Below are 12565 nucleotides of genomic sequence, written 5' to 3'. Positions count from 1 at the left end.
AACCCAGAGGGGATGCCGTTCCCGGGAACGCGAATCGGGGACGATCGAGCCGGGAAGGAGCGGCGGTGTGGAACGTGAAAACGACCGTTTTCCGCGCGATCGAAGCCAAAGCCCGCATCGACTCCAAAATCCACCTGGATAAGGAGTTAAGCTCCAGGATCGGGCCGAGGGGGACCGCAAACGAACCCAATCGCGGCAGCCGGCCGGGCGGCTTTCGCCTGCCTGGCGGAAAGCCCGACGCGCCACGGCGGCGGGGCGGTCGGCAGAGTTGCGGGAGGGGGAATTCGGGAGCAAACGAACCCAATCCGGGAGATCGCCGGACCGGGCGCGGTTCAGTTGCCCACGGCGACGACTTGATCCTCGGTCGCGGCGTCGGGGTCGGGGACGATCCGCCCGATAAGCTCGAATTCGAGCTTCTGGTTGAACGGCAGCTTGAGACCGAACGCCTTGAGCGGCAACAGGAACTGCGCCCCCGGCAGCGGCAGGGGGAAGAGGCTGCTGGCTCGGAACTGCGAGAGCTGAGGGAAGGAGAACGACGTCTTGGCCGCCTTGTGGTCGACTTTCTTGGCCTTGGGCTCCGTCGGCGCCGGTACCGGCGCCTCGGCCGGGACCGGCAGCCGAGGCAAGGGGGTGGGCGACTCGGCGGAAGGCGTCACCTTTCGCTTGGACTGCGGGCTGGCGAGCGGCTCGTCGGATTTCGAGTCGTCGGCCTTCTCATCGGCCTTCGCTTCGTCGGGGAGCGGCGGCAGGACCGAGGGGGTGCCATCGACGTTCAGGCCCTGGGGGAGCGTGCGGCTGGGGAGGCTGGGAATCGCCGCCGCGGTGCGGGGGGCGGTGGTCGTCGCGGGGGCCGGAGCCGGCTCGGAAGACTCGGCGATCGGCGGCGGCGGTGCGAGGGCGTCGACCTGAATCTGCGTTCCCTCCTCGGCCTCGGCGGTGATCACGGCGACGTGCTCGCGAACGACCGCCTTGCCATCGGCGTCTGCCACCGTGTGCGGGCCGAAACCGATCACGAGGACGCCGTCTTCAGGGATCAGCCATTCGCCGGCGGCCGATGCGCGGCCGATCTCGGGAAGCTGGATCTGCGAACCGGTCGTCGACGCCTTGAAGCCCGCGCGGACCGCCTTCGCGTCGGTCTTCGCCCTGGCGGCGACCGCCTCGGCCTTGGTGGGCGCCCAGCCCGACTGGCTCGTCTCGGAACTGCGGGCGGCCTTGTGCTCCGCGGGCGTCATCGGGCATGACTTGTCGCACGCCTCCGACTCCGGCAAGGAGGCGACGTCGACCTCGTTGAACGTGCAGGTCGAATCATCGGGGTCCATCGACGCCGAGACCTCCACCGAGGTGGCGCTCAATGGGCTGTCGACCTTCGCGACCTTCTTGGGGCTGGGGACGTCGATCGTGTGCACGGAGCGGATGTCGGTGTCGTCGATGACGAGTTGGACAAGAACCCCCTGGTCGATCTTCCGGCCGATCACCGTGGCGGCGATGCCTTCGCGGATGTTCTCGGTGATCTGCTTGGGCGCCTTGCCTTCGCCTTTCCACGAGACCCGTGTGACGAATGCTTGCTCTTTGCGGGTTGTGAGGTGCGTGGGGACCTGAGCCGGCCCGTGGATCTTGGAGTTCGTGGTGATCGCGCCGCGGGCTTCTTTCGGCAGCGAGTCGAGGAAGTCGCCGGGGGCGGTCCAGACGCTGACGGCCCCGTGATGAGCGACCGACCGGAGCATGCTCTGTCCAGGGTCGCGCCAGGAGAGGCCGCGGACTTCGACCATCTGGAACTGGTAGGTGATTTCCGGCTTTGCCTTCGGCGGCGCAGCGGGCCCCGCGGCGGCCAGAACGAGAGCCAGACATCCTAGCGTATTGCCCATGCGACGACCTCCGTTTCGTCTTCTCGATCCCGGAACCGCGTGTCGACCTATCCTGGGTCGGATTCGGCCGGGATCTTACGGCCGCCGGCCGATCCGGTCAACCGCGGCTGTCGGCCAATCGGTCGCCGAACTTGAGGATTCTTCGCCCGGACGCTTGGCGAGCGGATCAAAGATCGGGTTTCCAGGTGGGTGGTCGGCCGTCTCCCTCCCATTTGTCCAACGCCAACCATGCCAGGCTGGTAACCCTGTCGGGCCGGTCGGCCTCGACCTCGAAGCGTTTGGGAAGTTCCTTGGCGAGCACGAAGAGGAGGTAGGAGTGGGCCATGATGCAGACGCAGACGACCGCCGTCCAGTCGGTCGTATTCTGCTGTCTGTTCAGGAAGAAATCGGAAACCTGCGCATGGGTCGCGGTCGCGAATGTAACGATGAAAGGGGTTGCCCCGGCCAGGATGATCGCTGACTCCCCCCGGAACAAGGGCACGCAGCAGAAAAGATACCCCCCTTTAAGGAAGAGCCCGATCCCGATTGTCACGGCGATCGCCCGCGCCGAGCTGGTCATCCGCAGCGAGACGTAGCAGCCCATGGCCGAGACGAACGCCACATCCAGAGCCGTCAAAAAAACGATCAGGAGGAATGCGAGAGGATGAACCGCGCCGCAGACGACGCCGAAGACCCATACGGCCACCAGCAGTCCCAGCACGTACCGCACCCGCCAGATCGACCCGAGGAACTTGCCGGCGACGATCTCGTTGCCTTCAAGCGGGGACGCCAGCAGGCTGATCCAGGTGTCTTTCTCGCGCTCCGACGTGAAGCTGGTCCCAGCGACCCCCGCGAGCATGAACAGCAGGAGCACGTAAAGGACCGCCGTCAAAATGCGAACCGCGGCGTTGAGGTCGTCCCGGGCGTTATTAGGCCCCTCGCCGTAACCGAAGCTCCAGACCTCCTCCATGGCGGGGCCGCCCACTCTCACGGCGAGATAACCCAGGCCGCCGAGGGCGACGAGGACCAGCAGCCCGGCGAGAATGGTGCTCAGGAGGTTTCGCGAGATCGGCGCCCCGGTGCATTCCTTCCAGATCATCGGCCGGTCGCTGCACGGCTTGCGTCCCCAGAGGCGTCGAGCGACGGGCGATTGGGGTTCGATGGTCGCGCGAAACAAGATCCGCGCGCCTTGCTCGATCGGCCTGAGTCGGAGCGTCGCCCAGAGCAGGAAGATCGACCCGTAAAGGACCTGGAGTCCCATCATCCACAGGACTGGTTCGAGGTAATTGCCGCCGAAGGCGTTGGTAAAGATCAGGCCCGTCGGACTCGAGTCGGTCAGCCAACTGAGATAAGGGGCGATGATCCGGTACGAGGGGAAGAAGCGAGCCGGACCTTTGGTCAGCATCGTGTCGAGAACCGGCCAGCCCAGCCACACCAGCTCCCAGAAGTAGGTGCGGAGGATCGCCTCGCGCGGCTTCGCCGTCATGGTCGAGACGGCGATCGAGACGCCCGCGAGGAAGTAGATCGTCGAGAACGTCCCCGCGTACGAGAGCAGCAGGTCCATCGGGTCGATGCCGCCGAACAGCAGCGCGAGGCTGATGATCGGAAAGCAGCTCGCCACGATCACCACGACGTTGAACAGCCGCGCGGCCACCTTGCCCAGGACGATCTCCGCCGCGTTCAGGGGGCTGGTCAGCAGGTAAAGCAGCACCCGGCGCTGGCGGTCCTCGGCGATGGCGCCGGCCAGGAGCGCGGGCGTCAAGAAGAGGACGGCGATCGATTGCAGCCAGAAGACCGTGCTGAACAGACTGGTACCCAGCAGGGCCGTCTCCGACACGGTCAACTCGATCGTCGACGCCGACGAGTTCGGATACCTCGACAGCATCCAGCGAAGGGACGAATAGGTCTGGACGACGAAATAGAGCAGCAGGAGCCCGAATCCGAATCGCAGCGCGTAGAACCGCCGCCGCCGCGCCAACGTCCTCAGCTCGCTGTAAAAGACCGGACCTGGGAACATGGCGAGTCGTCTTCCGAGACAGGGGACGGGAACCGACGCGAAGGTGGCGGTCTCCGGCGTCTCACCTTCCGGCTCGACGCCCCGACAACTGTAGCGTACCGCCGCTGAACTCGACCCACAATAGCACGCACCCAAGGCCGCGACCGCTGGCTCTGGCAGGTCGAAGCCCCGACAATCAACCTGACGACCGATCACGCGTCGAGTCATCACAAGAACCGACGCTCACTCGCGACCACAGTTGAGGAATCATGCCGACCCACACGCTGTCTCGTCAGGAAAACCTGGACCGGCTCCGCGCGGGAGGAATCTGGGACGTGGTGGTGATCGGCGGCGGCGCCACCGGCCTGGGCACGGCCGTCGACGCCTCGACCCGAGGCTACCGGACCCTCGTGCTCGAAGCGCTCGACTTCGCGCACGGAACTTCCAGCCGAAGCACGAAGCTCGTCCACGGCGGCGTCCGCTACCTGGCGCAGGGGAATCTGAAACTCGTCCGCGAAGCGCTCCACGAGCGCGGGCTGCTCGTGCGGAACGCGCCGCATCTGATCTACTCGCGCGAATTCATGGTTCCCGCGTACCACTACTGGCAGTTGCCGTTCTACGGGATCGGTCTCTGGCTCTACGACCGGCTGGCGGGCCGGCTGGGCCTGGGACGGTCGCACTGGGCTTCGCGGACGACCGTGATCGAGCGGGTCCCCACGATCCGCCGGGAGCATCTGCGAGGCGGGATTCTGTACGTCGACGGCCAGTTCGACGACGCCCGGCTGGCGATCGCGCTGGCCCGGACGGCGGTCGAGCAGGGAGCGTCGGCCCTGAACCACTTCCCCGTGGTCGGCCTGATCAAGAACGACGGCAGGATCGAAGGGGTCCGGGCGCAAGACGCCGAGACGGGTGAGGAATACGCCGTGCGCGCCGCGCCGTCGTCAACGCCACGGGTGCCTACGCCGACGCGGTTCGGCGTCTCGACGAGCCCGACGCCCCGGCGCTCCTGGCGCCCAGCCAGGGAGCGCACATCGTGTTGGATCGGTCGTTCCTGCCGGGAGCGACGGCCGTGATGGTGCCGAAGACCGAAGACGGCCGGGTGCTGTTCGCGATCCCCTGGCACGACCGCGTGCTCGTCGGCACGACCGACGTCCCCCTCACCCGCACGCCGACCGAACCCCGGCCGCTTCGAGAGGAGGTCGATTTCCTGCTCCGACACGCCGGGCTCTACCTTGAGAAGGCCCCGACCCTCAAGGACGTCAAGAGCCAGTTCGCCGGCCTGCGACCGTTGATCGACGCCCGGGTCGGCAAGGATCGCACGACGGCGAAGCTGTCGCGCGAGCACGCCGTGATCGTCGCCGACTCGGGTCTGGTGACCGTCACGGGGGGTAAGTGGACCACCTACCGCGTGATGGCCGAGGACGCCGTCGACCAGGCCGCCCGGGTCGCGGGCCTGGCGTCCGTCCCCTGCGCCACCGCCGATCTCCGGATCCACGGCTGGTGCGCCGAGCCCGCCGGCGCCGAGAAGTCGATGGCGGTCTACGGAGCCGATCTGGCCGAGCTTCGCCAGTTGATCGAGAGCGAGCCGGGCGGATCGGAGCGGCTCCACCCCGCCCTGCTCTACGTCGAGGGCGAGGTCGTCTGGGCCGCTCGCCACGAGGCTGCCCGATCAGTCGAAGACGTGCTCGCCAGGCGGACCCGGGCCCTGTTCCTCGACGCCAGGGCCAGCATCGCCGCCGCCCCCCGAGTCGCCGAGATCCTGGCGCGCGAGCTGGGTAAAGACGCCGCCTGGCGCGACGACCAGACGGCCCGCTTCCGGGCGCTGGCCGCGACCTATTTGCCGGAACCCGAGGGCACGGAACCATGAACCGACGCTGCGAAGCCTCAGAGCCAGAAGCAACCCATCGGGTCGACGGCGATGAAGTCGAGGGCGTCGTCAAGCCTGAGGATCATATCGCCGAAGTCGCCGATCGTCCGCCAGCGCTGGCCGAATCGACTCCAATAGAGCACCGCGAATTGATGCTCTCCTTGGGGCCGCAGCCGTGCCACGGGGTCGCCGGTGTCCTCACGAAACAAAGTGAAGCCGTGACGGTCCTTCCGCACGCCGACACCGTGGGAGTTCTCCGCGGTGAACGCCAGAATCCGACTGTGCACGAAGTCGGGGACGACGGGCAACCGGCGTTCCATCGGGGCTTTGACGGCGGCGGGGACTCCCTCGCGCCTCATGACGATCGGCTTATTGCGATTCATGGTCAAATCCGGGGCGTCCGGCGTCCATGGTCGTCGAAGGGGTCCTCGCATCCTGCGCCAATTGATACGGATGACCATCCTGATACAGATGATCATCCGGGTTGCATGGGTTCCAACGCAAGAGAATTCACGACGGTCGCGCCGGGTTCGCTCGCACTCGGCGATCGGCGCTCAAGCTGGGCTTGCGTCTCTCGGCCGACCATTAGACTCTGGAAGCCTGGTCGCCCCTCCGGGAAATCGCTTCCGGATCGGGCCGATTCATTGATTTCCGTTTCTTATAGACGAGACCCCGGGTGCGACCGGGGTGATGGACTGCAACATGGCCGACAAGACTCTCCTGATGCTTCTGGACGACGTGCGGACCAAGACCCTGAACGACCTGAAGGGGCTCGACGAGGCCCAGGCGCGCTGGGCGCCGTCGAATTTGCAGAATTCCTGCCTGTGGCACGGCGGGCATTCCTACGTCGTGACCGAGTTCCTCACCGCGCGCGCCCTGGGGCGCGAGCCGAAGCTGCCCGAGGGCTGGCTGAAGATGTTCAGTTGGGAGAGCAACCCGGCTCACGTGTCGCCGGAGGCTTGGCCGCCGCTGGAGACCGTCATCGAGGCCCTGACCGAGCAGCTCGAACGGTTTCGCAAGCTGTTCAACTCGTTGTCGGACGAGCAGCTCGACGCCCCCGAGCCCGGCAACCCGATCCGCACGGTCCGTTACGGCCTGATGCACGGCCTCCACGACGAGGCCCGTCACAGCGGCGAGATCAAGCTGCTCCGCAAGCTGATGCAGCGGACCTTCATCGTCGCGCCGGCGTCGCCGAGCTGAACTCCGGCTCAGCGTTGCGTCAGCCCTCGCCTCGATTCCACCGCGTCTCGGGGCGAGGGACGACCGGCCAGGCGACCGGCGATCGCTTGGGCCGCGACCTCGTGCCCCTCGGCCGACCAGTGGGTGTCGTCGGGCAGATAGACCAGGCCCCCGGAGCGGGCGGCGGCCCGCAGCGGCCCGCTGAGGTCGACGTAGCCGATCTCGGGCGAAATCGCCGCCACGGTCCGGGCCATGACGTCGGGGAGATCGTCGATCGGCCAATCGCGGCAGGGGGAATCGGCGGCGAACCGGCAGAGGTCTTGGTAAACGCGGAACTTGGCCGGGATGAACGCGACGACGAGTTCGATGCCCCGCGCGGCGCACAACTCGTGAGCCTCGGCCAGGATCGCCCGCACCCGCTTCAGCTCGTCCGAGCCTCCCCGGGGAAGCTCCGGCCCCCCCGCTCCGTGCTGGATGCCCGTGCTGAAGTAGATTTCGACGTCCTTCCCCGCCCGGTCGGTGAACCGGCCGGCGTACGAAGCCGCGGGCCGCGTCGGCTCGGGACGCAGCCAGTTGCGGACCGCGAAGCCGAGGCTGTTCCGGACGAAGCAACGGCTGTAAAAACTGCTCGACCGCCGGTCGTCGAGAATCCACTTCAGGTTCTTCTGGTTTGCGTCGAACTCGTGGAGGTCTTGCAGGTCGTTGCCTTCGTAGAAGGCCCAGACGCAGGTCTTCGGCCCGAGGTTGAGCCCGTGCCGGACGAGCACGTTCCGCTCCTGCTGCGGCCCGTAGCCGGTGCGGCCGAGGTTGGTCACGGTCTGCCCGAGCTTTTCCGCCAGGCGGGCGGTCATCAGCTCGGGCGCCTCGACGTGCAGACCCTCCACGAACGAGTCGCCCACCACCACGACGTCGGTCGAATCGGCGTCGGTCGGATTACGAAACCCGTTGGCGTCGAGCGCCAGCTCGCAGTTGTAGCGCTGCCACGGCTTCGCGCCGCGAAGCCCGTACAGCTCGGCGCCGTCGTATCGGAACCGCGTCCGCTGATGCCCCTGGCGGACGTAGATCAGGTCGGGGTCCGGCCGATTTCCGGACCGTTGCCAGGGGGGCGTCGGGGTCGTGAAAACGGTCCGGTAGTCGATGATCCGGAGCAGCGCGGGAACTTCCAGAACCGCGAAGGTCGACGCGATCGAGAACGTGCACAACGCGAACCGGGCCGCCTTGCCGACCGGGGCGAGCCGCGAGAGGGCGAAGAACGGCCCCCAGGCCGCCATGTAAGCGAGGCCGAGCAGGCCCGTGAGATGCTCGGGGTTCGTGTCGAAGGCCGTGCAGCCGACCCGCAGGCCCAGCCACAACGCCCCGCCCCAGGCCAAGCCGAACAGGAGCGTCCCCCATCGTCGCCGTCGGCTGTCGCTCATCAAAGGCTCCCTGCTCCTGGTTCGGAACCCGACGTTCCAACGACCCTCGAAAACGTGAGTTGTAGCCCGAGCCCCGGACCTGTCAACTCGAATCGTCGGATCGCTCCGGGATCATGCGACGATCACGAAAAGGCCCCTCGCCCGAATCAAGGAGACTTTGAGGCGAGGAATGGCCCATGTTAAACTTTGGATCGACACTGCATGCGGTATTCGTCCTGTGAGGTCTCGTTCATGAACCGTTCGTCGTCGAATCGAAGGCCGTCGCGAACCTGGGCCTGGATTGGGCTCCTGGGGATTTTGACGCTCCTGACCGCGGATTTCATCCGGGCGCAGGTCACGCAAGACGCCGCGAAGCCCGCGCCGGCCCCGGCCGCCGCCAAGCCTGGCGACGGGCTGTATGCGCGCGACAACCTCATCGCCTGGTGCATCGTCCCGTTCGACTCCAAGAAACGGCCCCCGGAAGAGCGGGCGGCGATGCTCGAACGGCTGGGGTTCAAGCACTTCGCCTACGACTGGCGCGCCGAGCACATCCCGACGTTCGACGCCGAGGTCGAGGCCCTCAAGCGGCACGGCGTCTCGCTCGACGCCTTCTGGATGTCCGGCGAGCTGAACAACGAAACGCGGAACATCCTCGACGTCCTCAAGCGGCACAACGTCAAGGCGCAGCTTTGGTCCTTGCTCGACTTCGGTGCCGACAAGGTCGAGGGCGCCGAGCAAGAGCGTCGGGTCGAAGCGGCGGCGAAGAAGCTGAAGCCCCTGGCCGACGAGGCCGCCAAGATCGGCTGCACCGTCGCGTTGTACAACCACGGCGGATGGTTCGGCGAGCCCGAGAACCAGATCGCGATCATCGAACGACTCAAAAAGGACGGGGTCGCGAACGTCGGCGTCGTCTACAACTTCCACCACGGCCACGACCACCTCGACCGCATCAAGCCGTTGCTCGCCAAGATGATGCCCTACCTCGTCGCGCTCAACATCAACGGCATGGACCCGGCCGGCGACCGCCACGATCGCAAGATCCTGCCGCTGGGCCAGGGCGAACTCGACCTCGAACTCCTGCGGACGATCCGCGAGAGCGGCTATCACGGGCTGATCGGCATCCTCGGGCACACGATGGACGACGCCGAGGAGCGACTGCAAGACAACCTCGACGGCCTCGACTGGCTCGTCCCCCAACTTGACGGCAAGGTGCCCGGCCCCAAGCCGACGCCGCGCACGCCGGTCGCACCTCGTCCCGCGGCGCCCCCGGCGGCGGCCACGCCCCTCACGCCCGAGGAAGCGCGTCAGGTCGCGGCCCTCGTCGACGCCGCCCAGCACGACGGCGATCCGGCGCGCGGCGCGGCCGTCTTCGCGGACGCCCGCTTCAGTTGCTTGCCGTGCCACAAGGTCGGCGCCCAGGGGGGGACCGTTGGGCCGGATCTGACCACCATCGGCCAGACCCTCAAGCCTGAAGAGCTGGCCGAGTCGTTCCTCTGGCCCAAGCGGAAAGTCAAGGAAGGGTACGAAGCCTTCGCTCTCTCTATCGACGACGGCCGCTTGATTCAGGGCTACAAGCAAGGCGAAACGGCGACCGCGATCACGGTTCGCGAGGCCGCGATGGGCGAGGTCGTCACGATTCCGAAAACGTCGATCGAGGAGATCAAGTCGCTGGGCACGCTGATGCCCGACGGCCTCGCCGCGACGATGACCTCGCGCGAGCAGGCCGATCTGCTGAGCTTCTTGACGAGCCTGGGCAAGCCCGGGGCGTCGAGCAATCTCGCGATGGCCATGCCCGCTCACGGCCACGCGCCGGCGAGCTTTCCCTACGATCGCCAACCGCTCCGACCGGAGTATTACGCGAGCCTCGGACACCACGTCAATCGCGAGCGGATCTACGACTTCTACGCCAAGGAAGCCGACTACTTCCGCAAGCAGCCGACTCCGCCGACGCTCTTGCCCTCCTATCCCGGTCTCGACGGCGGAGTCAACGGGCACTGGGGCAACCAGAATGAAGAAACGTGGGCGGACGGTCGCTGGAACAAGACGATCCTCGGCTCCGTCATGAGCGGCGTCTTCCGGGGCGCGGGAGTCACCGTGCCCAAGGCGGTCTGCCTCAAGCTCGGCGACCAGGGCGAACTTTCCACCTGCTTCGATCCCCAAACGCTTTGCTACGAGGCGCTCTGGAACGGCGGGTTCGTCCGTTTCACGAGCGTCCGCCACGGCTTCATGGAAGGCCTGATCCTCGACGGTCAGCCGCTGCCAAGGCCCGAGGGCGCGAAGCCCGCCAAGCCGTTCGTTTACAACGGTTTTTATCGACATGGCAAACGGGTGTTGATCTCCTACACGATCGACGGCGAGGAATGGCTCGACGCGCCGTGGGTCGAGGGGGGCAAGTTCGCCCGCAACGCGTTCCCGGCCGCGAAGCACCCGCTCCGCGACTTCACGAAGGGGGGCCCGGCCGAATGGCCGCAGATCCTCATCACCAAGGGGAAGCTCGGCGCGACCCGTCCCTACACGACCGACACCATCGAGCCGCCGTTCAACAACCCCTGGAACGCCCTTCTGTTCTTCGGCGACCACGATTTCCTGGCCGACGGAACCGCCATGATCTGCACGATGCAGGGGGACGTCTGGCGGGTCGAGGGGCTGGATGGGAGTCTCGAAAACGTCTCCTGGCGGCGGTACGCCTCGGGCCTGCACCAGGCGCTCGGGCTGGTAGTGACCGACGACAAGACGTACGTCCTGGGCCGCGATCAGATCACCGAATTGCAGGACCGCAACGGCGACGGCGAGGCCGACTACTACCGATGCGTCAACAACGCGTTCACGACCTCGCCCGCCGGCCACGACTTCATCTGCGGTCTTCAGCGCGACAAGACCGGCGACTTCTACTCGGCCTCGGGCCCCCAGGGCCTGCTCCGCATCCCCGGCGACGGCAAGCCCGCGCAGACGATCGCCACGGGATTCCGCAACCCGGACGGCCTCGGCCTGACGGCGTCGGGCGTGCTCACCGTGCCCAACTCCGAGGGCGAATGGGTTCCCACGTCGATGATCTGCGAGGCTCGCCCCGGAAACCACTTCGGCTATCCGGGGCCGAAGGACGACCGCGCGCCCGAGCCGCCGATGGTCTACCTGCCGCGCGGGATCGATAATTCGAGCGGTGGCGCGGTCGAAGTGACCAGCGACCGCTGGGGCCCGCTCAATGGAAACCTCGTCCACTTCTCGTACGGCGCGGGGGCGGCGTTCCTCGTGCTTCGCGACCCGGTCGACGGCGTCCCGCAAGGCGCGGTCGTCCCGTTCCCCAGCGACTTCCTGTCGGGCGTTCATCGCGGCCGATTCAGCCCCCGCGACGGCCAGCTTTACGTCTCCGGGATGGCGGGCTGGGGCTCGTACACGGCGCTCGACGGCTGCTTCCAGCGGGTGCGTTACACGGGCGATCCGGTGCAAATGCCCGTGTCCTTCCGGGCAGTCGAGAACGGCGTGCTGATCGGCTTCAGCCAGCCTGTCGACCCGTCGATCGCGACGCGGGCCGGCAACACGTTCGCGCAGGCGTGGAACTACCGCTACAGCAGCGGATACGGCTCGCTCGAATACTCGACCCGACACCCCGGCGTCGCCGGCCACGACCCGTTGGCGATCCGCTCGGTGCATGTCCAGCCCGACGGGAAAACGCTGTTCCTGGAGATCCCCGAGGTCCAGCCCGTCAACACGCTGCACCTGCGGCTCGAAGTCGACGCCGGTCCGCCGCACGAGCTGTTCGCGACCATCAACAAGCTGGCCTCGCCGTTCACCGACTTCGAGGGCTACAAGCCTGTAGCCAAGACGATCGCCGCGCATCCGATCCTGGCCGACATGGCGACGCTCAAGATCAAGAAGGCGCCCAACCCCTGGGCCGGCGCCCTGCCGAACGCCCGACTGGTCGGCATCGGGGCGGGGAAGAACCTCACCTTCACGGTCCCGTCGTTCAAGGTCAAGGCGGGCGAGACGATCAAGCTGCGGTTCGAGAACCCCGACGTCGTGCCGCACAACTGGGTGCTGACGCGCCCGGGAAGCCTGGCCCGCGTCGGCGACCTCGTCAACAAGATCATCGCCGAGCCCGACGCCGCGGCCCGCAACTACATTCCGAGGTCCGACGACGTGCTGGTCTACGTCGACATCATCGACCCCGGCTCCGACGCCCGGATCTTCTTCAAGGCCCCGACGACCCCGGGCCGCTATCCGTACCTCTGCACCTTCCCCGGACACTGGATGGTGATGAACGGCGTGATGACGGTGGAATAATCAC

The 12565-nt window shown here is 66.9% G+C and carries 6 protein-coding genes and 1 pseudogene; 3 read left to right on the top strand and 4 right to left on the bottom strand.

What is annotated here, in order from left to right:
- Positions 1 to 332: 332 nt before the first annotated feature.
- Together BSF38_RS23610 and BSF38_RS23605 are read right to left on the bottom strand one after the other, a co-directional pair.
- The gene (locus BSF38_RS23610) at positions 333 to 1865 is read right to left on the bottom strand and encodes a hypothetical protein (RefSeq protein ID WP_076349559.1); all 1533 of its coding nucleotides are present in this window, start codon (positions 1863 to 1865) and stop codon (positions 333 to 335) included.
- A 166-nt stretch (positions 1866 to 2031) separates the two neighbouring features.
- Positions 2032 to 3861, bottom strand: coding sequence for an ABC transporter permease (locus BSF38_RS23605; protein WP_076349558.1), 1830 nt, complete (start codon positions 3859 to 3861; stop codon positions 2032 to 2034).
- Positions 3862 to 4109: 248 nt separating this feature from the next.
- On the opposite strand from BSF38_RS23605, the pseudogene BSF38_RS32715 reads away from it, so the two are divergent.
- A pseudogene (locus BSF38_RS32715) lies at positions 4110 to 5707 on the top strand (glycerol-3-phosphate dehydrogenase/oxidase).
- A 17-nt stretch (positions 5708 to 5724) separates the two neighbouring features.
- On the opposite strand, the gene BSF38_RS30145 reads toward BSF38_RS32715, so the two are convergent.
- On the bottom strand, positions 5725 to 6090 hold the full coding sequence (locus tag BSF38_RS30145; protein WP_083713340.1) for a DUF3024 domain-containing protein: 366 nt from the start codon (positions 6088 to 6090) through the stop codon (positions 5725 to 5727).
- A 319-nt stretch (positions 6091 to 6409) separates the two neighbouring features.
- On the opposite strand from BSF38_RS30145, the gene BSF38_RS23590 reads away from it, so the two are divergent.
- Positions 6410 to 6907, top strand: coding sequence for a DinB family protein (locus BSF38_RS23590; RefSeq protein WP_168189438.1), 498 nt, complete (start codon positions 6410 to 6412; stop codon positions 6905 to 6907).
- Positions 6908 to 6915: 8 nt separating this feature from the next.
- On the opposite strand, the gene BSF38_RS23585 is transcribed toward BSF38_RS23590, so the two are convergent.
- The gene (locus BSF38_RS23585; RefSeq protein ID WP_076349556.1) at positions 6916 to 8301 is read right to left on the bottom strand and encodes an alginate O-acetyltransferase AlgX-related protein; all 1386 of its coding nucleotides are present in this window, start codon (positions 8299 to 8301) and stop codon (positions 6916 to 6918) included.
- Positions 8302 to 8532: 231 nt separating this feature from the next.
- Here BSF38_RS23585 and BSF38_RS23580 point away from each other — a divergent pair, with 231 nt between their 5' ends.
- Positions 8533 to 12561, top strand: coding sequence for a DUF6797 domain-containing protein (locus tag BSF38_RS23580; RefSeq protein ID WP_076351368.1), 4029 nt, complete (start codon positions 8533 to 8535; stop codon positions 12559 to 12561).
- Positions 12562 to 12565: the final 4 nt, after the last annotated feature.

This window comes from Paludisphaera borealis, assembly GCF_001956985.1.
Classification (GTDB): Bacteria; Planctomycetota; Planctomycetia; order Isosphaerales; family Isosphaeraceae; genus Paludisphaera; species Paludisphaera borealis.
This window is presented reverse-complemented; position numbering and strand designations above follow the sequence as displayed.

Excerpts from the sequence above, each read along its gene's own strand:
- BSF38_RS23610 (WP_076349559.1), bottom strand. The coding sequence starts at position 1,865 with ATGGGCAATACGCTAGGATGTCTGGCTCTCGTTCTGGCCGCCGCGGGG.
- BSF38_RS23605 (WP_076349558.1), bottom strand. The coding sequence starts at position 3,861 with ATGTTCCCAGGTCCGGTCTTTTACAGCGAGCTGAGGACGTTGGCGCGG.
- BSF38_RS30145 (WP_083713340.1), bottom strand. The coding sequence starts at position 6,090 with ATGAATCGCAATAAGCCGATCGTCATGAGGCGCGAGGGAGTCCCCGCC.
- BSF38_RS23590 (WP_168189438.1), top strand. The coding sequence starts at position 6,410 with ATGGCCGACAAGACTCTCCTGATGCTTCTGGACGACGTGCGGACCAAG.
- BSF38_RS23585 (WP_076349556.1), bottom strand. The coding sequence starts at position 8,301 with ATGAGCGACAGCCGACGGCGACGATGGGGGACGCTCCTGTTCGGCTTG.
- BSF38_RS23580 (WP_076351368.1), top strand. The coding sequence starts at position 8,533 with ATGAACCGTTCGTCGTCGAATCGAAGGCCGTCGCGAACCTGGGCCTGG.